We start from the raw sequence: 20190 nt of genomic DNA on the forward strand, positions 1-20190 counted from the left end.
TTGCGTCAGATTCCACCGGGAGAAATTTGATGCGCAAGATCCTGACCGTGCTGGCGGCGCTGGCCTCGCTGAGCCTGACCAATTGCGGCTACAACGCGATCCAGAGCGAGGACGAGCAGATCAAGGCCGCCTGGTCTGAAGTCGTGAACCAGTATCAGCGTCGCGCCGATCTCGTTCCCAATCTCGTCAACTCGGTGAAGGGGTTTGCGCAGCAGGAGAAGGACGTGCTGCTCGGCGTCACCAATGCCCGCGCCAAGGTCGGCAGCATTCAGGCGACGCCCGAGGTGCTGAACGATCCGGCCGCGTTCCAGAAATTCCAGGCCGCCCAGGGCGAGCTGTCGAGCGCGCTGTCGCGGCTTCTGGTCGTCACCGAAAACTATCCGCAGCTGAAGTCCGATGCCCTGTTCAAGGACCTTATGTCGCAGCTCGAGGGGACGGAGAACCGCATCACGGTGGCACGCAACCGCTACATCAAGTCGGTGCAGGACTATAACGTCACCATCCGCTCGTTCCCAAGCAACCTCACCGCCATGATGTTCGGCTACAAGGAGAAGCCGAACTTCACGGTCGAGAACGAGAAGGCGATCTCGACCGCGCCGAAGGTGGACTTCAACCCGGCCCCGGCGCCATCGAAGTAAGCGCGTTCGTCTCGCATGCGCGCCTCGCCCACCGCCGTCATTCCCCGCGAAGGCGGGGAATCCAGTAAGCCGCTGCTTCTCGATTCAAGCACGGCTGCCTCTGGGATACTGGATCGCCCGCTTTCGCGGGCGATGACAGCAAACTTGTTGCGGGCGATGGCGGTCATCGCCCTCTTCTTCGTCCTAGCGTTTCCCGCCTTCGCCGACGTCGACATACCCGAGCTCACCGGCCGCGTCGTCGATCAGACCGGCACGCTCTCCAGCGCCGACATCACCGCGCTGTCGCAAAAGCTGCAAGTCTTCGAGAACCGCAAGGGCAGTCAGATCGCCGTCCTGATCGTGCCGACCACGCAGCCGGAGACGATCGAGCAGTTCTCGATCCGCGTCGCGGAGGCCTGGAAGATCGGACGCAAGAAGGTCGACGACGGCGCGATCCTCGTCGTTGCCAAGAACGACCGACACTTGCGCATCGAGGTCGGCTATGGCCTCGAAGGTGCGCTGACCGACGTCACGTCAAGGCGCATCATCGACGAGGTCATCACACCGAAATTCAGAACAGGCGATTTTGCCGGCGGCATCTCCGACGGCGTCGATCGGATGATTCGGGTGATTGACGGCGAGCCGCTGCCGGTTCCCTCGCCGACCGTTCATTTCGGGAATTTGGACGACCTCGCGCCGCTCTTCATCGTGACGCTGTTCGCCTCGATTGGGGTCGGCGGGTTCTTCCGGGCCGTGCTGGGTCGGCTGCTCGGATCATTGACGACCGGAGGCATCATTGCGGCGCTGACCTGGCTCATTCTCGGCTCCGCCGCGCTCGCCGGGGCCCTCGGGGTCCTCGGCTTCATCATCGGGTTTGTCGCTGATCTGTTTTCGGCGATAACGCCGGGCACCGGCCGCTCGCGCGGCGGCTCGTGGTCGAGCGGCTCTTCGGGCGGATGGAGCAGCGGATCGTCGAGTAGCGGGGGCTTCAGCGGCGGCGGGGGCAGTTTCGGCGGCGGCGGCGCCTCGGGGAGCTGGTAGCGGTCATGAGCATCAAGCGCATTGCCCGACATCTCGTGCAGCATCATTGGCGCGCGAAGCAGATTTTTCCGACTGCCGTGCTCGACCGTATCGAGCAGGCGATCAAGCGCGGCGAAGCCACCCATTCCGGCCAGGTCCGCTTCGTCGTCGAAGGGGCGCTTGACGGCGCGCCGTTATTCCGTAATCAGCCGGCACGCGAACGAGCGCTCGACGTGTTCTCTCAGTTGCGCATCTGGGACACCGCGCACAACAACGGTGTCCTCATCTATCTCCTGCTCGCCGACCGCGACGTCGAGATCGTCGCCGATCGCGGCATCGATGCGAAGGTCGGTGTCGAAGGGTGGGAGAGCATCTGCCGCGCGATGGAGGCCGAGTTCAGATCGGGTCGGTTCGAGCGCGGCGTGATCGGTGGCATCGAGGCAGTGTCGCGCGAACTGGCGCGGCATTTTCCGCCGCAGGGCCGGCACTCGAACGAGCTGCCGGACGAGCCGGTGGTGATGTGACGGAATGTGATGTGGGGCTGCAGGTGCCGCCCCCTCCGTCGTAATGGCGATGTGGGGGCAGCGCGACGGCCAGGCCGTTGCGCCGCCGTTCATCTTCCCCGGTTACAAATTGTTTCACACCCGCCACGCCGGTTCCATTTTCCCGGCCAAATTCGGCCCCGGATCAAATCCTAAAGTTTCGGTAAGCGGGTCCGAAGGTAAGGATTTCGCAAGCAATGAAAGTTACCAAAAGGTCAATCCAGACTGGAGTATTTGAGCCGTGAGCGAACCAATGCCCGAGCAGGCTGCCCAGGATCATGGCGCCGTCGAAGCCGCAGCGACCGCGCCGCACGCCATGGAGGCTGCTGCCGGGATCGACGCCCCCTCGATCGCCCCCGATCACGAGGCGCCGCCCAAGCCGGATCCGGTCAAGGCGGATGCTCCCAAAGTCGAGCCCCCGCGGATCGACGTGCCGAAATTCGAAGCCAAAGCTGAACCCAAAGCCGAGCCAAAGCCCGGCAAGCTGATCGTGATGGCGCCCTCGGAGCGCTCGTGGAATGGATCTTGGGACCGCGAGGACTTCGCCCCCCATGTGAAGGCGGACGAGCCGCGCGAGGCCGGTGGCAAGCGCCGCTTGTCTGCGATGGCCGCGGTGGTGGCGATTGCCGCTTGCGTCGGTGCGATCAGCGGCGCGCTTGCGACCGCCGGCATGATGCGTTTCGCCGCCCCGGCCCAGGCGCCGGTGCAGGTCGCCGACACCAGCGCGGTGGACGCTTCGCTCGCGCGGATCGATGCCGACCTCGTTGCACTGAAGGCCAATGTCGAGCAAGGCGCGAAAACCGGCGTCAGCCAGTTCAACCGGACCAACGACCGCCTCGATAAGCTCGAGAAGGCCCAGGCCGAACCGCTGGCCAAGATCGCCAAGCTGTCAGAGACCGTCGACAAGCTCCGCGCCGCGCCGACCGCCGCGCCCGCGCAGGCCGCAGCCGCATCGGCCAAGGAGACCACCGGCTCGATTGCGCCGACCCATGTCGCGGCCGCGCCGGCACCGGCGCCTGCCGCGCCCAAGTCCGAGGTCGGGCGTCTGCCGACGATCGAAGGCTGGAGGCTGCGCAATGCCGGCAATGGCGGTGCGCTGATCGAGGGCCGCGACGGGCTTTACGAGGTCTATCCCGGTGATCCCATCCCCGGCGTTGGCCGCGTCGATGCGATCCGCCGTCAGGACGGCCGCTGGGTGGTCGTCACCAGCAGGGGCCTGATTGTGTCGCGCTGAGCGTTCGATATCGACTTTCGAGAAGGCGCCTCACCACCATGTGAGGCGCCTTTTTACTTGAATAGGCGTCCCTGCGCGGTGTTACCTGAGGCATGAGCCGCGCGTTGCGAATTCTCTTTGTCGTCACCGCATTGTTCGGCGGCGTCGATCCGCTATTCGCAGCGGAGACTACTGCGCTGACGCGCGGCACTGCGATCACCGATCCCGATCTCCTGCGCAATTTCGACCAGAACGATACGCTGACGATCTCGCGTCTGCTCTCGCCGGAGCGGAACGCGGACGTCCCGCTCACGACCGACCTGATGTTCGCGTCGCTGCCGCAGCTGAAAGAGATTCCGCCGGCGATCGATGCTGAATTCGACCGCTATGTCGCGCGGTACAAGGCGGCATATCCGGCCGAGACCATCGGTGTCGGCGAGGGTTTCGATGTGCAATTGTTCGACCTCGCCAGCCTGAAATCGCACGACACCCGTTTCGTGCTGGCCGGCATCGTCAATCGCATGGACCGCGCCTATGTCTCGGACGAGTCCTGCGGCGAGATCCGGCTGATCTATCGTCTCGCGCGTTTCGACGGCAGGCCGGATGGCGGCAAGACTGCAACGCGTCTGCCGATGACGCTCAACCTCGTCATGAAGGCGCGCGCCGCGCGCCGGACGGACGGGAACGGTAGGCCTGTCGCCTGCGCCGAGGTCGCGCGGCGCTGGCTCGACAATGGCGACTGGCCAGGCCTGATCGGCAGTCGCGTCCCTCCTTACGACGCCATGCTCGACCGCATCGAAACCAACATCCAGGTCTCGGTCGCGCCGAAATCGACGCTGCACGATTTCCGCTCCGACTATCTGCTCAAGGTGTTCAAGTACGACGCAGCCACGAAGACGTTCGAGGAATCGGCGCTGGAGAACCAGATCGACCGCGACAGGATCCTTGGCGACGATGCGCTCCGGCGCGACTTCAAGGCCTGGCTGCTCGCGCCCGATCATCTGCGCGAGTTCGATCGCGGCACCGTGCTGATCCCGGAGAAATTCCTGGCCAGGGCCGCGGTGGTGCCGACCCCCGCCGGCCTCGATGCCTCGGCGCTGCAGCCGGAGTTCGGCATGATGCAAGGAGAAGGAAAAGGCGATGCCGTCTTCACTGACAATGATGTGGTCAGCGCGCTGAAGCAGGCGGCCGCACGCGGCATCGACATGCAAAACGTCCGCTCGGTCGCCGGGTTCCAGCGCCGTCTCAACGACGTCACCTGCGCCGGCTGCCACCAGACTCGCGGCATCGGCGGTTTCCATTTCCCGGGCGTCGACTGGCTTGCGGACAAGCCCTCGAACTCGGCCATCGTGCTCGCCTCGCCGCATTTCTTCGGCGACCAGCTCCGCCGCCGCGACATCCTGACCGCGTTCGCCGCGGGTAAACGTCCTGATTTCTCACGCGGATTTGCCAGCAGGCCGCAAACCCGCGGCCGCCGCGAACTCGCCGGTACGGAATATCAGGACGGCTGGGGCGCGCATTGTTCCCTGCTAGATGAGGGATCGGGAACGCCGGATAGGAGTTTTACGTCATGGAGCTGTGCTAAAGGTCTCACCTGTCAGGCAGCGGCGGCCTCGAACCGTATCGGCATGTGCTTCATCAAGACGCGTTAGCGCGTGATCCGGAAAAGTGTGTAGCGGTTTTCCGAAAAGATCACGCGCAAGATTGCGCCAACGAGCGATTTGGATGACCCATGACGGATACGAGCGAAGCCAACAAGGAACGCAATCGCGCGATCGCGCACAATGAGGAAGCCAAGCAGGTCACCGGCAGCGTCCGTGTCAGCACCTGGGCGGTCGCGGTAGCCGTCATGGTCGGCGGCATCCTGTTCACGCTCGGCTGGCTGGCGTTGCGCTGATTTCCTTCACGTCGCGTAATGCGTCAGGCGCTTGCCGGGCAAGAGGTCGTAGGCCGGCTTCCAGCCGGGCAGCGCGGCCACGCGGCCGAGCCAGGCGTGAATGGCCGGATGGCTCTGTGCGAAATCGTAGCCGTGCTCGTCACTCGGATAATGCAGATAGGCCATCATGGAAAAGTCGGCGACCGTCGGCTTTGCGCCGATCGCAAAAGCGTTGTGGACGAGGTGCTGCTCCAGAATGCCGATGAAATCGTCGAGCCTGCGCCGGAAATACTTCAGCACCTGCGGATCGCCATCGGGTATGAAGGTGCGCATGTAACGGTAGGCCGCCATGTAGCCGGTGAGCTTGTGGTTGTCCCAGAACAGCCAGCGCAGCAGCTCGAATTTCTCCTCCGGCGTCTCGCCGCCGAAACGTCCGTAATGTTCGGCCAGCTTGAGCAGGAGGGGCGCGGTCTGCGTCATCTTCACGCCGTCGACTTCGAGCACGGGAATCTCGCCCATTTCGTTCACGGTTCTGCGCCAGTCCGCCGTGCGTGTGATGCCGCCGGCAAAATCGGTCCAGACCGGTTCGAACCGCTCGCCGCAGAGCGTCAGCATCAGCGCGAGCTTGTAGCTGTTGCCTGACTCGGGGAAATAGTGGAGGCGGTAGCTGGGCATTGAACGCTCCTTGCCTTCGGCGGCCTAGACGACGATATTACATATGATCCGCATAACAGAACATTTGTTCTGTCGTGGGTCAAGAGCTGGATGCTGGGCTGGATGAGCAGGGATTCAAAAACTTCAAAAACAGAGTCGGGCGAGCGGGAGCGGCCCCTGATGCAGGCAACGCTGCGCATCATCGGGCGACATGGACTCGACGGCGTGACTCACCGGGCCGTTGCGGCCGAGGCCAGGGTTTCGCTTGGTGCGGTCACGCATCATTTCGGAACTCGTGATGCGCTGGTTGAGGCAGCCCTGCAGTTCGCTCTGGCGCGCGAAGTCGGCAGGCTGCGTGCGTTGGCTCTCAGCCTTCAGGACAAGGCGTTCGAGGTGGAGGCCTGGATCGATGCGCTGGTCGATTTCTACGTCCGCGAGCTCGGCACAGAAGCCGAGACGCATATCGCCTGTTATGAGGCCTTCCTGGCCGCCGCGAGGCAGGAGCACTATCGGCCCGTGGTCGCCGAGTGGTTTGACACGTGGCGGCAGAGTGCGGAGCTTGCGCTGAAAGCTGCCAAGTCACCAAACCCGCGCCGCCACGCCGAGTTGTTCGTCTCGGCGCTGATCGGCTTGCTCTTTCGCCAACTCGCCACGCCCAGAGCCGGCTTCCGCCGTGAGGCGAAGGCGGAGCTGTTGGAGCTGGTGGGCAGCTTGATCGCGCGGAAGTAACGCCGGCGCGCGGGCCTATCCCACCGCCCCGTTCGACCGAAGCTGCTTGATCGCCGCCTCGTCGTATCCCGCCCCGCGCAGAATCTCGTCACTGTGCTCGCCGACGGCGGGCGGCTTGCGCGGCTGCACCTTCTTCGCGCCGTCGATCCAGATCGGGCTGTTGATGGTCAGCATGGTGTCGTTCTCGAACGGCACCAGCACCTCGTTGTCGAGCATCTGCTTGTCGTTCGGGATGTCGTCCAGAATGGCGACGACGCCGAACACGAGGCCGCTGCCGTCGAGGATTTTCCGCCATTCGGCGAGATCCTTGGTCGCAAAGGTCTCGTCCAGGATCTTGATCAGCTCGACCGAGCGGGCGTGACGGTCGGCCTTGGTGGCGAAGCGGGGATCGTCGATCAGATCCTCGCGGCCGAGGCAGCGGGCCAGCGTCGGAAACTGCTTCTCCTCGTTGAGGAGCGACAGGATCAGCCAGCGACCGTCCTTGCACTGGTAGTGGTTGGCGACCGCGTTCAGCGCGCGCTCGCGCGGCCGCCGCTCGCCGAACTTGGCGCCGCAGAGCTTTGCCTGTGCCAACACGCTCGCCGCCCACACCCCGTTCGCCATCAAATTGGAGGCGACATGCGAGCCCTTGCCGGTCTTCTCGCGCTGATAGAGCGCGGTGACGATCGCACCGTAGAACGCCATGGCGCAGGGATGGTCGCCCATGCCGGCGACCGAGCGGGCCGGCGTCGTGTCGGTGTCGGCGCGGACGAGGTCCATCAGGCCGGAGCGGGCCCAGTAGGCGTTGCTGTCGAAACCGGGCTTGTTGGCTTCCTCGCCCTTCTCACCATAGCCGGTGAAGGAGGCGTAGATCAGCCGGTCGTTCAGATGGGCGAGGTGATCATAGGTGATCCCGAGCTTGGCGCGCACCGGCGGCGGCATGTTGGTGATGAAGACGTCGGCCTCTTCGACCAGCTTGTAGAGCACGGCCTGTGCCTCCGGCTTGGAGAGGTCGAGCGCGATGCTCTTCTTGTTGCGGGCCTCCAGCAGCCAGGCGAAATTGTGTTCGCCGGTCGGATAGCCCGGCAGGTTGGGCAGGTTGCGGTAGGGATCGCCTGTGCCGGGCGGCTCGATCTTGATGACGTCGGCACCGAAATCAGACAGCACGGTCGCGGCTGCGGGCGCTGCGATGAAGCTCGCGCAGTCCAGAACCTTCAGCCCCGCAAAAATGCCCTTGTCCATCGCGGCGTTGCTCCCTCGCTCTTGTCGTTTTCCGCACGCTGGAATTGGCGCGGCCAGGTCATGGCAGCATTAGACCGATGTCTTGCCGGGATGCAACGGCGCTGGGTGCAGGGCCTCACTCCTCTCCCGCAAGCAGGGCAGCATTGCCGCCGGCTGCGGCGGTGTTGATCGTCACCGTCTGCTCGGTCGCAAAGCGCGCGAGGTAGTGCGGGCCGCCGGCCTTGGGACCGGTTCCGGACAGGCCATTGCCGCCGAAGGGCTGAACGCCGACCACGGCGCCGATCATGTTGCGGTTGACGTAGATGTTGCCGACCTCGGCACGATCGATGATTGCCTCGATCGTGTCGTCGATCCGGGAATGGATACCGAGGGTCAGCCCGTAGCCGGTGCGCTCGATCGCTTGCAGAACGCGCGCGAGGTTCTCGGCGCGATATCGTACGACATGGAGGATCGGGCCGAAGACCTCCTCGGTGAGTTGACCGGCCTCCTCGAGCTCGAAGATGTGCGGGGCGACGAAGCAGCCCTCCGGCGCGTGGCCTGCAAAGTGCATCCGCGCCTCGCACTTCATCCGCGCGATATGCGCATCGAGACGCTGCTTGGCTTCCTCGTCGATCACCGGCCCGACATGGGTCGCGACGTTAGAGGGATCGCCGATCTTCAACTCGCGCGCAGCGCCCGCGATCATCTCGATCATGCGATCGGCGACGTCCTCCTGCACGAACAGCAGCCGGAGCGCCGAGCAGCGCTGGCCGGCGGACCGGAAGGCAGATGTCACGACGTCGTCGGCGACCTGCTCGGGCAGCGCGGTGGCATCTGCGATCATCGCATTGATGCCGCCAGTCTCCGCGATCAGCGGCACGATCGGTCCGTCCTTGGCGGCGAGAGTCCGGTTGATCAAGCGTGCCACCTCGGTCGAGCCGGTGAAGACGACGCCCCCGATGTCACGGTGCGCGGTCAGCACGGCCCCGATGCGGCCATCGCCGGAGACGAGGTGCAGCGCGCTCTTGGCGATGCCCGCCTCGTGCAACAGGGCGACGGCCTCCCGCGCGATGCGCGGCGTCTGCTCGGCGGGCTTGGCGACCACGCTGTTGCCAGCCATCAGCGCGGCCGTGACCTGGCCGAGGAAGATCGCCAGCGGGAAATTCCACGGCGAGATCGCGACGAAGACGCCGCGGCCGCGCAGGGCGAGTGCGTTACTCTCGCCGGTCGGGCCCGGCATGGCAGCCTCGCTGCCGAACAGTTTTCGCCCCTGCGCTGCGTAGTAGCGGCAGAAGTCGGCGGCCTCGCGCAGCTCGGAGAGTGCGTCGTCGAGCGTCTTGCCGCCCTCGGCTTGCAGCAGCGCGATGAAACGGGCGCTCCGGTGCTCCAGGAGATGCGCGGCCTGTTCCAGTGCCGCTGCGCGCGTGCCCGCCGGGGTCCGGCTCCAGGCGGCGAAGCCGGCGCGCGCAGCAGCCACTGCAGCGTTGGCCTGATCCGGCGAGGCATCGGCGATCGGTTTGAGATTAGTCGTCTCGCCTCTCACGTCTGCCAGCAACCGGTCGAGCGCAGCGCGTTCGCCGAATTCGACGCCGCGCGAATTGCGCCGCTCCGGCGCGAACAGATCGCGGGGGAGTGGGATCCTTGGATGGGCTGCCGCTTGCGGCCGGCCGATGGCGTCTGCCGGACGCTGCAGCAGCGCAGAAACCGGCACGCGATAATCGGCGGCCTGCGCCACGAAGGAGGAATTGGCGCCATTCTCGAGCAGCCGGCGTACCAGATAGGCGAGCAAATCGCGATGGCTGCCGACCGGCGCATAGGTGCGGTAAGCGAGCTCAGGGTGATCCTTGGCGAGTTGCTCGTAGAGCGCCTCGCCCATGCCGTGCAGGCGCTGAAACTCGAAGCCGCCGCTGCCGGCGGCCAGCTCCAGCACGGTCGCGACCGTCAGCGCGTTGTGGGTGGCGAATTGCGGGAAGATGCGCGGCCGCAAGGCCAGCAGCTTCGTCGCGCAGGCGACGTAGTTCAGGTCGGTCATCGTCTTGCGCGTGAACACGGGATAGCCGTCGAGCCCACGCTCCTGGGCGCGCTTGATCTCGGTGTCCCAATAGGCGCCCTTGACCAGCCGCACCATCAGCTTGCGCTCATGCGCGCGGGCGAGTTCGTCGACATAGTCGATCACCGCACCGGCACGCTTCTGATAGGCCTGGATCGCGAGGCCAAATCCGCCCCAGCCTTCGAGCGAGGGATCGACGAGCGTCGCCGCGATCACGTCGAGCGACAGCTCCAGCCGGTCGGCTTCTTCGGCATCGACGGTGAAGTTGAGGTCATGGGCCTTGGCGCGTCGGGCGAGGTCCAGCAGCAGCGGCACCAGTTCGGCCATCACGCGCTCGCGGCTGATCGCCTCGAAGCGCGGATGCAGCGCCGAAAGCTTGACCGAGATGCCCGGCCGATCGGGCAGGGGATGGTTGCCGGCCGCCTTGCCGATCGTCTCAATGGCGCTGGCATAGGCGTCGAAATAGCGTCTGGCGTCCGTCGCCGTGCGCGCGCCTTCGCCGAGCATGTCGAAGGAATAGCGCGGCTTCTGGCCGGAGCGCGGCCGGCCCCGCTCCAGTGCCTGCTCGATGGTCTCACCCAGCACGAAATGATTGCCCATCAGCCGCATTGCCTGGCGCGTGGCAGTCCGCACGGCGGGTGCGCCGAGCCGCTTTACGAGACGGCCGATGGTGCCGTCGGGCGTCTCGCCCGGCTGAATCACCCGCGCCGACAGGCCGAGCGCCCAGGCCGAGGCGTTGACCAGGAACGCGGTGGACTTCGTCTCATGATGGATGAAATCGCCCTCGCCGAGCTTGTCCTCGATGAACTGGTCGGCGGTGCGCGCATCAGGCACGCGCAGCAGCGCCTCGGCCAGCACCATCAGCGCCAGTCCTTCCTTGGTCGAGAGCGCGAACTCCCGCAGCATGTCCTCGACCCCGCCGAGCCGGTCGTCGCGTTTGCGGATCGCCTCAATCAGCCGCGTCGCGGTGCGGTCGATCTGTGTCTCCTGCGGCGGGGACAGATGCGACGCCTGCAAGAGGCGCGCGGCGATCTCGGTGTCGTCGGGCGCGTAAGGCGCGGAGAAGGGAGGCGGGGTGTTCGGCATGCCGTGTCCTGTGTTGAATTCCAGGATAAAGCCCACGTGACCGTAGTTCGATAGACAAATAATCAGAATTGCCTTAGAAAACTAAGTCAATAGGTAATCTGGCCGTATATAATATGGAACTTGACCGAATCGACCGCAAAATCCTTTCGATTTTGCAGGAGGATGGGCGTATCGCCAATGTCGAGCTCGCCGAGCGCATCGGGCTGTCGCCGACCTCGATCGGCGAGCGGCTGAAGCGCTTGCAGCGCGAGGGCTTTGTCGAAGGCTATGGTGCGCGGCTCAATCCGCACCGGCTTGGCCTCGGACTGTTGGTGTTCGTCGAGGTGCTGCTCGACAAGACGACGCCCGACAATTTCGAGCGTTTCGCGCGCGCGGTGAAACTCGCGCCCGAAGTGCTGGAGTGTCACATGGTTGCCGGCGGCTTCGACTATCTTGTGAAGGCGCGGCTGGCGGACATGGCGGCGTATCGACGCTTTCTCGGCGAGACCTTGCTGTCGATGCCGGGCGTGCGCGAGACGCGGACCTATGCGGTGATGGAGGAGATCAAGCGCGACGCACCGTTGCCGGTGGGCTGACGACATGCCGTCGCGATTGTCATTGCTGTGGCGTCGAACAAGCGGTCTTCACAGGAAAAATAGCTATCCTCGTGCAATCGCAACGCCTGTCGTCGAATGCACTGGCCGTCTTCTGAAATTTCTTTGGCCCCGCTCCCGGATTGATCCGGGAGGCAGCAAAGGCTGGCGCGGGCTTATACTTTGAGGTTCTCTGCGGAGGTCTTGCCCCGGTTTGCGATCTCTTCGTATTCCACCGTCTGTCCCTCGTTGAGGGTGGACAGACCGGCTTTCTGCACTGCCGAGATATGCACGAACACATCCTTGCCACCCGACGCAGGCTGGATAAATCCATAACCCTTCGTCGGGTTGAACCACTTGACCGTACCTTTAGCCATCACGACTTCTCCGCGGGTCTTCCTCCGAGATCTCGAACCGCCAGTCCCCGCCAACCGGCCGGTTCGGTCCTAACAGGATACGCGGAATGTGGCAGGCTTGGTAGCTCAAACCACATCGGCATTTCGCCGAATTCCGCTCAACTTCGTAGCGTTCTTGCCGGATTTGCCCGTTTCGCGGTCAATTGACCGTCACGCCGCGTGCCGTCAATAAGTCGCGGCCAGATAATCGACGATCTTGCCGACATCGGCATCGTCGATCGGTGCGCCATAGACCTTGATCATCTTGGTCACCTCGGCCTGCCAGAAGCCCTTCTTGTCCTTCATCGGCGGCTGCGTGGCGATGTAGTCGGCCGAGTGGCAGGCGCTGCAATTGCCCTGCACGACCTCGAGATTGGGCCCGGGCTTGAAGGCGGCGACCTCATCGGGGATCTTGTAGTTGACCGGAGATGCAAGTGCCGAGCCCACGGCAGCGGCAAGCGCGAGAGCCATGGCGAAGAGAACGGTGCGCTGCATGATCACCTCCTTCAGGCCACGGTCACGCGGACGGCTTCGACGACATTGCGCAGATAGCCCGCCGGGTTCCAGCGCGGGGTATCGGGCTGGGTCTCGCCGCCATTGCCGGTGGCGCGGACCTTGAGCTCATTGCTGCCCGCCGCAAGCTTCACCGGCAACTTCCATTCGCGGAAAGAGTATTTGCCGAGATCCTTGCCGAGCTTGGCGTTCGCCCAGGTCTTGCCGCCGTCGGTGGAGACCTGGACCTCCTTGATGCCCTTGCCGCCGTCGAAGGCGATGCCGCGCAGGGTCGTGCGGCCGGCCTTCAGCCTGGCGCCATCGGGAACGCTGGTGATGAAGGAGCGGATGGTGAAGCGGTTGATCGGGATCGTCACCTTCGGCGCGGTGCCCGGCTCGATCGCGTTGTTGGGCGTATCGGGAATGCGGTAGGCCGACTTCATCCAGAAGCCGTCATAGACGTTGTCGATGACGGTGATTTCGTTGAGGTGCTTGACCCAGTAGGTGCCGTAATAGCCGGGCACGATCAGGCGAAGCGGAAAGCCGTTGAGGAACGGAAGGTCCTCGCCGTTCATGCCATAGGCCAGCATCACCTCGCCGTCGGTGGCGTGATCGATATCGAGCGCCTTGACGAAGTCGGGCGTCTTGTCGCTGACTGGGCCGTCCATGCCGTTGAAGGTGACTTGCTTGGCGCCGGCCTGCAGGCCCGCCATCTCCAGCACGGTCTTCAGCGGCACGCCGCGCCAGCGCGCATTGCCCATGGCGCCATTGGCGAGCTGGCCGCCGGCGACGCGCGGCTCGACGAAGCCGCGGCTGTTGCCGGAGCACTGATTGACGGCGACGATCTCCGTCGCCTTCATCTTCCTGATGTCCTTCAGCGACAGTTTCAGCGGCTTGTCGACCTTGCCCTTGACCTCCAGCGTGAACTTGTCGGGATCGAGATCGTAGGGCAGGTCGGAGAGGTGATAGCGCACGAAGAACGCGTTGTTGGGCGTGATCGGGCCGTCGTTGAACACGGCAAACGGCGTCTCGAGCTGCGGCGGCCGGCTGGTCAGGCCGATCATCGGCCGCTTCTGCGGATATTTCACCAGCGGTCGTTCGCCATTGGCGAAGGGCAGGGTGACAGTGTCGAGCGCCAGCGCTCTGGTGGAGTTCAGTGTCGCCGCAAGGGCGGCAAGACCCGCTCCTTTGAGCAGGTCGCGTCGGTCGAACATTCTGGTCTCCTCCCGGAGCTTTTCGTTGGATCGCGGTCATCACCCCGAGACCCACGCTCATCTGTCGCAATGATTTGGATGAAGTCAATTCGTGCTTTCGCAGCCAGCCCATGCCGCTGCGTTGCAACGCGGCGGTGTTGCGCGGCGATGATTGGTCGTTTCGATCTTACGCGGGCGCTCTTCACCTCTCCCGCCTGCGCTTGCGGAAGAGGTCGGCGCGAAGCGCCGGGTGAAGGCTCTGTCGGCTTGGGGATCGTCCCGTTGCGGAGACACCCTCTCCCCAACCCTCCCCCGCAGGCGGGGAGGGAGCAGACTTCCCGTGTGGCTTCGCCTTACGCAGCGATGCGCGCGCTATCGTCGACCAGTGCCGTCAGCTCCCTCGCATCAGCCACTACCCGCACCGCAAGCGGCTCGTCGCGGCCGCGAATCGCGACCTCCTGCTGCGGCAGGGAATCGTCGGCAAGGCCGGCGGTGCGGCGGACTTCTTCCGACACGACCGCCTCGCAAGCCAGCGTCTTGGTCATGTCCTGGAGGCGCGCTGCTACGTTGACGGCATCGCCGAGCGCGGTGAACACGATGTGATCGCGATAGCCGATGTCGCCGATGATGACTTCGCCGCCGTGGATGCCGATGCCGAAGCGGATCGGCTGGTGCAGATCGTGGCTCAGGAGCTCGTTGAGCTCGTCGATATGCGTTGCGATGCTGCTGGCGGCCTTCAGCGCCTGACGGCACGCGGTTTGCGGGTCGGCCGACAGCCCGAACAGTGCCAGCATGCCGTCGCCGACGAACTGGTTGGGCTGGCCACTGTTCTCGATCACGGCCTGCGAGACCGCGCCGAGGAAGCGATTGACGATGAAGACCGTGTCGAACGGCAGCCGCTTCTCGGCAAGCTGCGTCGAGCCGCGCATGTCCACGAACAGGCTGACGAGATAGCGCTCCTGGCCGATACCCGCCGACGTCGAGGCCTGCGCATTCGCGGACAGTGTGTGCGGCGTGAACAGCTGAAAGAAGGACAGGTTGGACGTCGGCCGCAGCTGGCAGGCGAGCCTGATCGAGGGATCGGCAGTGCCGACGCGGGTGAGCACGAAGGCCTCGCGCTGCGACGGCTCGGGCAGGGCGTCATGATCGCCGATGATGCGGATCCGGCAGGTCGAGCAGCGGGCGCGGCCGCCACAGACGCTGGCATGCGGCACGTTGTGGCGCAGGCTCGCTTCCAGCACGGAGAGGCCTTTTGGCACGCGCACCGTCTTGCCGTTGCCGTAGGACAGCGCGATCATGCCGCCGCGCCGCTCGCGCAAGGCACGCGCGCCGCGTGCCACGAGCGCCAGGGCGAGCAATCCGAAATAACCGATCGTGAGACTGCCGGTGATGCGGTCGAGCGTATTGCCTTCAGCGACCGTGCCGACCTGACGGCGGGTGAGGTTCTGGGTACGCCACTCCCCATCTTCGCTCTCGACGGCGACGCTGCGGCCGCCCTGATAGATGCCCAGCAGCGACAGCGTCGGGATCAGCACGGCGGCCGCGAGCAGGTAGGGCGCTGCGCGCGTGAAGAACGGTTTGAGGCGAAGCCAGAAGAAGATGCCGATGCAGCCGTGCACCCAGGCAATGAGAAGCAGGATCGTCATCTGCCAAAGCCGGCCCGGCGCTGCGACGAAGAACAGATAGAGCTCCTGCGGATAGAGCTTCTGATGATCGTACAGCGTGTAGCCGAGCCGCACCCCGACCACGTGCCCCATGACCAAAACCGGGATGCTCAGGCCCAGCGCCAGTTGGACCGGCTCGATCGTCCGCCAGCGGAACTGCCGGCGCTGATACAGCGCGAAGATGCCGAGGCCCATATGGGTGAGTGCGGCCGTGTAGAACACGATCGCGACGGGTAGGAATTGCCAGAAGACGATGTGGTAGTAGACGCCGACCTCCATGGCATCGACCGAGATGTTGCCGAGTGCATGGTTGAGGAAATGGCTGACCACATAGGCGAACAGGATGACGCCGCAGATGAGCCGCACCTGCCGCACGCCGGTGGCGCGGACGAGTTCGGGCATGTGTACGGGAGCGGTGGCCATGATTCGGTTGTATCAGTTCATCGAGGAGAACAGCCAGCGTGGCGTTGAAATCCGGGAGACGACAGCTTGACCGATCACATGCGCCGCAAGCTTACAAGATAGTATGGAATGGATGGGTAGGCAAAGGCGCGGCTCTTGCGCGCCGTGTCCACCATCCCGCGCCGGCCCCTCGATGGTGGGATGCTCCGCTTTGCCCCCTGCGTCTCGGTGACGATGGCTCCCGAGGCCTCCGACGACATCGTTCCCCGGGGCGAGGGAATGTTTGCGGCGCCCACCGTCGACATTGACTCCCCCTGCCAGGTTGGCGAAAAGCGCGGCCGTGACGACAGCCTCTGACATCACCGCGTCCTCCAGCGGCGCCGCGCGCCGAGCCATCGTGATGGCTGCAGCGGTCATCGCCGCGATGACGGTGCTGCGCATCGTCTATGCCTCCACGATCGAGCTCCGCACCGACGAGGCCTACTACTGGACCTGGTCGAAGGAGGGGGCGCTCAGCTTCCTCGATCATCCGCCGATGATTGCCTGGCTCATCCGTTTCGGCACCGCGATCTTCGGCGACACCGCGCTCGGCGTCCGCTTCGGCGGCATTGTCGCGATGCTGGTGACGCAGCTCCTGCTTGCCGACATCATCCGTCGTCTCACGCATGATCCGCGCGCCATCGTGTTCGCGGTGCTGATGCCGGAGGCTGCGCTCTATTACGGCCTGCTGATGGCCAAGGTCGCGCCCGACGTCGCCATGATCCCGTTTGCGGTGGCGATGATGTGGTCGCTGGTGCGGCTTGCACGGGGCGGCGACGACCGCTGGTGGCTCGCGGCCGGCTTGTTCGCTGGCCTCTCGATGCTGTCGAAGTTCACCGCGATCATGTTCGCGCCCGCCGCTGCCGCCTTTCTGCTGGTGCCGGATTGGCGCTGGCGCTGGCTGCGGAGCCCTTATCCTTACCTCGCCGTGCTGGTTGCGCTCGCCGTGTTCTCGCCGGTGCTGATCTGGAACGCGCAGCACGACTGGGCCTCGTTCCGCTTCCAGGGCGTGCGTGCTACCGCCAACTACGGCATCTCGCTACGGACGATCGGCGATTACATCGGCCTGCAATTCGGCCTAGTCGGCTTCGTCATGCTGCCGGTGGTGCTGACGGGCTTGACGCTGACGGCATGGCGCGGCTATCGCACGCGCGAGCCGGTCGCGATCGTGCTGTCGACCGCCGTTCTGGTACCGTTTCTTTACTTTCTTGCGAAGTCGATGACGCTCCGGGTCGGCGACACCTGGCCGATGTTCATGTGGCCGGTCGGTTTTGCCGCCGCGGCCGTCAACATCGCAGCGATGACGAAGGAGGGCTGGTCGGCCCGGATGCTCGAATCGTCGCTGTTCTGGATGAGGACGGCAATCGTCTCGGGCATCGCCTTCGTCGTCATCGTGTTCCTCTATTACGTCGCCGCGCCCTGGAATTTCCTCGGCAAGATCGATCCGGTCGGCGCGGAAGCCGGCTACGAGCAGGTCGCCGCGCGCGCGCAGGCCGCACTCGACGAGACCGGGGCAACCTGGATCGCGACCACGGACTACCGCACCTACGCCATGATGCGCTGGTTGTTCCGGGGCCGGGTGCCCGTCGTCGAGATCAACGAGCGCGGGCGCTTCCAGGATTTCCGCGATCCCGGCATGGACAGGATCAAGGGACACGCGGGCGTCTATGTCGGGCGCGAGCCGGACAATCGTTCATTGCTGTGGGAGGAAATCCCGGCGAAACGCGAGCAACTCGGCCAGGTCGAGCGCCGCTGGCGCGGCCTCGTGATGGACAGCTATGTGCTCGAAAAGCTCACCGGCTGGACCCCGGAGCTGTCGCCGCCGAAGGATTCGCCGTTGTTCCAGTGGAAGGTGCTGGCAGCGGCTACTCCTCGTCGTCCTTTTTCCGCAGCAGATCCGTCGCGAGATCCGACAGTTTCGGCGGCGGCAAGGCCGCGAATGGCAGCGGCCTCGTGACGTCGATTGCGGCGAGGCCCAGCCGTGCCGTCAACAATCCATTGAGCACGCCTTCGCCCAGCCGCTGAGACAGCTTCGCCGCTATGCCATGGCCGAGCATCTGCTGCACCAGGCTGTCGCTCGCGGCCATGCCGCCGGTGATCGCGAGATGGGCGATGACGTGGCGGAGCAGGCGGAGCATGCCGAGCGCGCCCGGGCGGCCGCCGTAGAGATAGGCAAGCTGCCGGATCAGGCGCAGCGAGGCGACGAACACGAACAGCACGTCGATCGCCGCGCGGGGTGAGACCGCTGTGACGATCGAGACCTTTTGCGCGGCTGACGACACCAGCCGCCGCGCCTCCGCATCCAGTGGCGACATCAATTCGCGCTCGGCGAGCCGGATCATGTCGGCGCCGTCGATGATCTCGCCGGCATGGCTCTCCAGCTTGGCGCGTGCACGCGCGAGCTGAGGGTTCTGGTGCGCGATCTTCAAGAGGTCCTGCACGATCACGCGGCTCTCGGTGCGATCGTCGCTGGCGAGCACGTCGGCGGCGCGCTGATGCAGCTTTTCGATCGTGGCGAGCCGCGCCAGCCCGAACGCCTCGCGTCCGATCACGACGGCAAGGGCCAACGCAGTGACGAGCGCGAAGGCTAGCCCGACGAAGCCGAGGCTCTCGCTGCGCGCAAACAAATCCTCGATCAGATGGACGACGCCGAGCCCGACGCCGAGCAGGGTCAGGCCGGCGAGGCCGGACCAGAACAGAGCGCCCCAGGGAAAGCGGCGCCGCGCGGGAAGTGCGGCCTGAATCGGCACCGGCAGCGTCGATGGATCAGGCTCCGGCGTGATCTGAATGGTGCCGCGACCGAGCCGTCCCGTCTCGTCGGCCTCCGTGACGACGACGCCGGGATCGTCGAGCCGGAACGTCGCCGGCCGCCGCTGCTGGGATCGCTCGGTCATGACAGCTTGTCTCCGATCAGGAACTGCAGGGCACGGTCGAGGCGGATGTGTGGCAGTGTCGGTTCCTCCGTCCCCTCTCGATCGAGCTTTGGCGGGCGAAAGCGCAGGAAGCGGAAGTCGCTCTTCTCGGCGGCGGCGGTCGAAAGGCCGCGGAACGCGTCCGTACTCTCGAACAGCGGCTCGGGATCGACGGGCAGATCGCCCGGAAAAGTCGCGACTTCGGTGTTGCCGTCGAAGAACACGCCGCCGGCGCTTTCGCCAGCAGCCGGCGTTCCCAGGATCGACGGCAATTTGTCGCGGCCGCGGGCCACCTGCGCCTCGCGCGTGGCGCGGACGGCGGCGAGCGCAACGACGTCGATCGTTGCGCCGGTATTTTCCGCGCGCGCGACGGCGCCCGCGACGGCGCGGCGCAGCACGGCCTCGAGCCGGTCGTGGCTGGAATGATGCAGATGGTCGGCCTTGGTCGCCGCAAACAGAATGCGGTCGATGCGCGGCCGGAACAGGCTGGAGAACAACGTGCTGCGGCCGATGTTGAAGCAGTCGAGAATTCCGGCAAGCGCGGCCTCGAGATCGTGCAGCGCCTCGGGCCCGGAGTTGAATGCAGCGAGCGCATCGGCCAGCACGATCTGACGGTCGAGCCGCGCAAAATGATCGCGGAAGAACGGCCGCACCACGACGTCCTTGTAGGCCTCGAAGCGCCGCACCATCATCGCCCATAGCGATCCCTCGGGCGCCTGCCCGCCAGCGGGCACGTCGAGCGGCGCAAAGGTCAGGGCGGGCGAACCTGCGAGATTGCCGGGCATCAGGAAACGCCCGGGTGGCAGGAGGCTCATCGCGAAGCGCTCGTCGCGGCACGCGCGCAAATAGTCGGTGAAGAGCTTCGCTGCCGTCAGTGTCGCCTGCTCGTCCTCGCGTGCCTCGGGCTTGAGCGTCGCCAGATGCGCGTGCCAGTCCGCGGCCAGATGCGCGCGCGGCGCCTCGCGCGACAATGTGAGGCTCTCCGCGGACCATTGCTCGAAATTTTTCTGGAGCAGCGGCAGGTCCAGCAGCCATTCGCCGGGATAGTCGACGATGTCGAGCGTCAGCGTGCGATCGGCGCCGTTCGGACGCTGGTAGTCGATCACGAGCCTGAGCTCGCTGATGTCCACGGTCGAGTTCGGCCAGCGCCGATCCTCGATCAGCGCCCGCAGATGGTTCTCATACGCAAAGCGCGGCACGGCGTCGTCCGGCTGCGGTGCCAGATGCGCCCGCGCGATCCGCCCTGAGGCATAGGCTTCGAACACCGGAAAGCGGCCGCCGCGGGTGAGGCCATGGATCAGGGCGGTGATGAATACGGTCTTACCTGCCCGCGACAGCCCGGTGACGCCGAGCCGCACCGTCGGGTTGAAGAAGTGCTCGCCATAGTCGATCAGCGCCCTTGCCGATAGCCGCGCTTCTTCGACCATATCCTGGAAACTGAATGCCATATGAACGTTAGAGAATCCGGGGCGGGAGGAATGTGCGGCCGTTCACAAAAGTGGCAATTGCGTGGGGAAAATCAAGCTCCATACTT

General features: G+C 65.1%; 18 protein-coding genes. 9 read left to right on the forward strand and 9 right to left on the reverse strand.

What is annotated here, in order from left to right:
- Positions 1-29: 29 nt before the first annotated feature.
- The 6 genes from ACYCVF_RS07150 to ACYCVF_RS07175 all read left to right on the forward strand — a co-directional run bounded on the left by ACYCVF_RS07150 (position 30) and on the right by ACYCVF_RS07175 (position 5289).
- Positions 30-638: a LemA family protein gene (locus ACYCVF_RS07150; RefSeq protein ID WP_061028633.1), complete on the forward strand. Its 609-nt coding sequence runs from the start codon at positions 30-32 to the stop codon at positions 636-638.
- A gap of 132 nt (positions 639-770) precedes the next feature.
- Positions 771-1658, forward strand: a complete 888-nt coding sequence (locus tag ACYCVF_RS07155; RefSeq protein WP_459604559.1) for a TPM domain-containing protein — start codon at positions 771-773, stop codon at positions 1656-1658.
- A gap of 5 nt (positions 1659-1663) precedes the next feature.
- Positions 1664-2161, forward strand: a complete 498-nt coding sequence (locus ACYCVF_RS07160; RefSeq protein WP_459604560.1) for a TPM domain-containing protein — start codon at positions 1664-1666, stop codon at positions 2159-2161.
- Between the two features lie 271 nt (positions 2162-2432).
- Positions 2433-3413 carry a hypothetical protein gene (locus ACYCVF_RS07165; protein WP_459604618.1) on the forward strand — a complete coding sequence of 327 codons (981 nt, stop codon included), beginning with the start codon at positions 2433-2435 and terminating at the stop codon, positions 3411-3413.
- Positions 3414-3505: 92 nt separating this feature from the next.
- Entirely contained in the window at positions 3506-5044 is a 1539-nt protein-coding gene (locus ACYCVF_RS07170; protein ID WP_459604561.1) for a hypothetical protein, read from the forward strand.
- An 80-nt stretch (positions 5045-5124) separates the two neighbouring features.
- Positions 5125-5289 carry a hypothetical protein gene (locus ACYCVF_RS07175; protein WP_459604562.1) on the forward strand — a complete coding sequence of 55 codons (165 nt, stop codon included), beginning with the start codon at positions 5125-5127 and terminating at the stop codon, positions 5287-5289.
- A 6-nt stretch (positions 5290-5295) separates the two neighbouring features.
- Here the strand turns inward: ACYCVF_RS07175 and ACYCVF_RS07180 are convergent, their stop codons facing one another.
- On the reverse strand, positions 5296-5943 hold the full coding sequence (locus tag ACYCVF_RS07180) for a glutathione S-transferase family protein (protein WP_459604563.1): 648 nt from the start codon (positions 5941-5943) through the stop codon (positions 5296-5298).
- Between the two features lie 90 nt (positions 5944-6033).
- Between ACYCVF_RS07180 and ACYCVF_RS07185 the strand changes: the two genes are divergently transcribed.
- Entirely contained in the window at positions 6034-6651 is a 618-nt protein-coding gene (locus ACYCVF_RS07185; RefSeq protein ID WP_459604564.1) for a TetR/AcrR family transcriptional regulator, read from the forward strand.
- Between the two features lie 15 nt (positions 6652-6666).
- Here ACYCVF_RS07185 and ACYCVF_RS07190 read toward each other — a convergent pair whose 3' ends face one another.
- On the reverse strand, positions 6667-7872 hold the full coding sequence (locus ACYCVF_RS07190; protein WP_459604565.1) for a CaiB/BaiF CoA transferase family protein: 1206 nt from the start codon (positions 7870-7872) through the stop codon (positions 6667-6669).
- A 115-nt stretch (positions 7873-7987) separates the two neighbouring features.
- Complete coding sequence (gene putA, locus ACYCVF_RS07195; protein ID WP_459604566.1) at positions 7988-10987, reverse strand: bifunctional proline dehydrogenase/L-glutamate gamma-semialdehyde dehydrogenase PutA; 3000 nt, start codon at positions 10985-10987, stop codon at positions 7988-7990.
- 113 nt (positions 10988-11100) lie between these two features.
- Here putA and ACYCVF_RS07200 point away from each other — a divergent pair, with 113 nt between their 5' ends.
- Positions 11101-11562, forward strand: a complete 462-nt coding sequence (locus ACYCVF_RS07200) for an Lrp/AsnC ligand binding domain-containing protein (RefSeq protein WP_018317238.1) — start codon at positions 11101-11103, stop codon at positions 11560-11562.
- A gap of 173 nt (positions 11563-11735) precedes the next feature.
- On the opposite strand, the gene ACYCVF_RS07205 is transcribed toward ACYCVF_RS07200, so the two are convergent.
- From ACYCVF_RS07205 to ACYCVF_RS07220, 4 genes are all read right to left on the reverse strand, one after another.
- Positions 11736-11936 carry a cold-shock protein gene (locus ACYCVF_RS07205; protein WP_008563500.1) on the reverse strand — a complete coding sequence of 67 codons (201 nt, stop codon included), beginning with the start codon at positions 11934-11936 and terminating at the stop codon, positions 11736-11738.
- Positions 11937-12140: 204 nt separating this feature from the next.
- Complete coding sequence (gene sorB, locus ACYCVF_RS07210; RefSeq protein WP_459604567.1) at positions 12141-12449, reverse strand: SorB family sulfite dehydrogenase c-type cytochrome subunit; 309 nt, start codon at positions 12447-12449, stop codon at positions 12141-12143.
- Between the two features lie 11 nt (positions 12450-12460).
- The gene (gene sorA / locus ACYCVF_RS07215; RefSeq protein ID WP_459604568.1) at positions 12461-13660 is read right to left on the reverse strand and encodes a SorA family sulfite dehydrogenase catalytic subunit; all 1200 of its coding nucleotides are present in this window, start codon (positions 13658-13660) and stop codon (positions 12461-12463) included.
- Between the two features lie 332 nt (positions 13661-13992).
- A complete protein-coding gene (locus tag ACYCVF_RS07220; RefSeq protein ID WP_459604569.1) occupies positions 13993-15726 on the reverse strand; it encodes an adenylate/guanylate cyclase domain-containing protein in 1734 nt (577 codons plus the stop codon).
- 379 nt (positions 15727-16105) lie between these two features.
- On the opposite strand from ACYCVF_RS07220, the gene ACYCVF_RS07225 reads away from it, so the two are divergent.
- Positions 16106-17701, forward strand: a complete 1596-nt coding sequence (locus ACYCVF_RS07225) for a glycosyltransferase family 39 protein (RefSeq protein ID WP_459604619.1) — start codon at positions 16106-16108, stop codon at positions 17699-17701.
- On the opposite strand, the gene ACYCVF_RS07230 is transcribed toward ACYCVF_RS07225, so the two are convergent.
- Positions 17610-18638 carry a YcjF family protein gene (locus tag ACYCVF_RS07230; protein WP_459604570.1) on the reverse strand — a complete coding sequence of 343 codons (1029 nt, stop codon included), beginning with the start codon at positions 18636-18638 and terminating at the stop codon, positions 17610-17612. The genes ACYCVF_RS07225 and ACYCVF_RS07230 overlap by 92 nt on opposite strands.
- Positions 18635-20104, reverse strand: a complete 1470-nt coding sequence (locus tag ACYCVF_RS07235; protein ID WP_459604571.1) for a YcjX family GTP-binding protein — start codon at positions 20102-20104, stop codon at positions 18635-18637. The genes ACYCVF_RS07230 and ACYCVF_RS07235 overlap by 4 nt, the downstream gene beginning before the upstream one ends.
- Positions 20105-20190: the final 86 nt, after the last annotated feature.

The organism is Bradyrhizobium cedriense, from assembly GCF_054602315.1.

Bases quoted from the DNA above. Each gene is read 5' to 3' on its own strand.
- putA (WP_459604566.1), bottom strand. From the start codon at position 10,987: ATGCCGAACACCCCGCCTCCCTTCTCCGCGCCTTACGCGCCCGACGAC.
- ACYCVF_RS07175 (WP_459604562.1), top strand. From the start codon at position 5,125: ATGACGGATACGAGCGAAGCCAACAAGGAACGCAATCGCGCGATCGCG.
- ACYCVF_RS07180 (WP_459604563.1), bottom strand. From the start codon at position 5,943: ATGCCCAGCTACCGCCTCCACTATTTCCCCGAGTCAGGCAACAGCTAC.
- ACYCVF_RS07185 (WP_459604564.1), top strand. From the start codon at position 6,034: ATGCTGGGCTGGATGAGCAGGGATTCAAAAACTTCAAAAACAGAGTCG.
- sorB (WP_459604567.1), bottom strand. From the start codon at position 12,449: ATGCAGCGCACCGTTCTCTTCGCCATGGCTCTCGCGCTTGCCGCTGCC.
- ACYCVF_RS07155 (WP_459604559.1), top strand. From the start codon at position 771: ATGACAGCAAACTTGTTGCGGGCGATGGCGGTCATCGCCCTCTTCTTC.
- sorA (WP_459604568.1), bottom strand. From the start codon at position 13,660: ATGTTCGACCGACGCGACCTGCTCAAAGGAGCGGGTCTTGCCGCCCTT.
- ACYCVF_RS07200 (WP_018317238.1), top strand. From the start codon at position 11,101: ATGGAACTTGACCGAATCGACCGCAAAATCCTTTCGATTTTGCAGGAG.
- ACYCVF_RS07235 (WP_459604571.1), bottom strand. From the start codon at position 20,104: ATGGCATTCAGTTTCCAGGATATGGTCGAAGAAGCGCGGCTATCGGCA.
- ACYCVF_RS07190 (WP_459604565.1), bottom strand. From the start codon at position 7,872: ATGGACAAGGGCATTTTTGCGGGGCTGAAGGTTCTGGACTGCGCGAGC.
- ACYCVF_RS07160 (WP_459604560.1), top strand. From the start codon at position 1,664: ATGAGCATCAAGCGCATTGCCCGACATCTCGTGCAGCATCATTGGCGC.
- ACYCVF_RS07165 (WP_459604618.1), top strand. From the start codon at position 2,433: ATGCCCGAGCAGGCTGCCCAGGATCATGGCGCCGTCGAAGCCGCAGCG.
- ACYCVF_RS07220 (WP_459604569.1), bottom strand. From the start codon at position 15,726: ATGGCCACCGCTCCCGTACACATGCCCGAACTCGTCCGCGCCACCGGC.
- ACYCVF_RS07230 (WP_459604570.1), bottom strand. From the start codon at position 18,638: ATGACCGAGCGATCCCAGCAGCGGCGGCCGGCGACGTTCCGGCTCGAC.
- ACYCVF_RS07170 (WP_459604561.1), top strand. From the start codon at position 3,506: ATGAGCCGCGCGTTGCGAATTCTCTTTGTCGTCACCGCATTGTTCGGC.
- ACYCVF_RS07205 (WP_008563500.1), bottom strand. From the start codon at position 11,936: ATGGCTAAAGGTACGGTCAAGTGGTTCAACCCGACGAAGGGTTATGGA.
- ACYCVF_RS07150 (WP_061028633.1), top strand. From the start codon at position 30: ATGCGCAAGATCCTGACCGTGCTGGCGGCGCTGGCCTCGCTGAGCCTG.
- ACYCVF_RS07225 (WP_459604619.1), top strand. From the start codon at position 16,106: ATGGCTGCAGCGGTCATCGCCGCGATGACGGTGCTGCGCATCGTCTAT.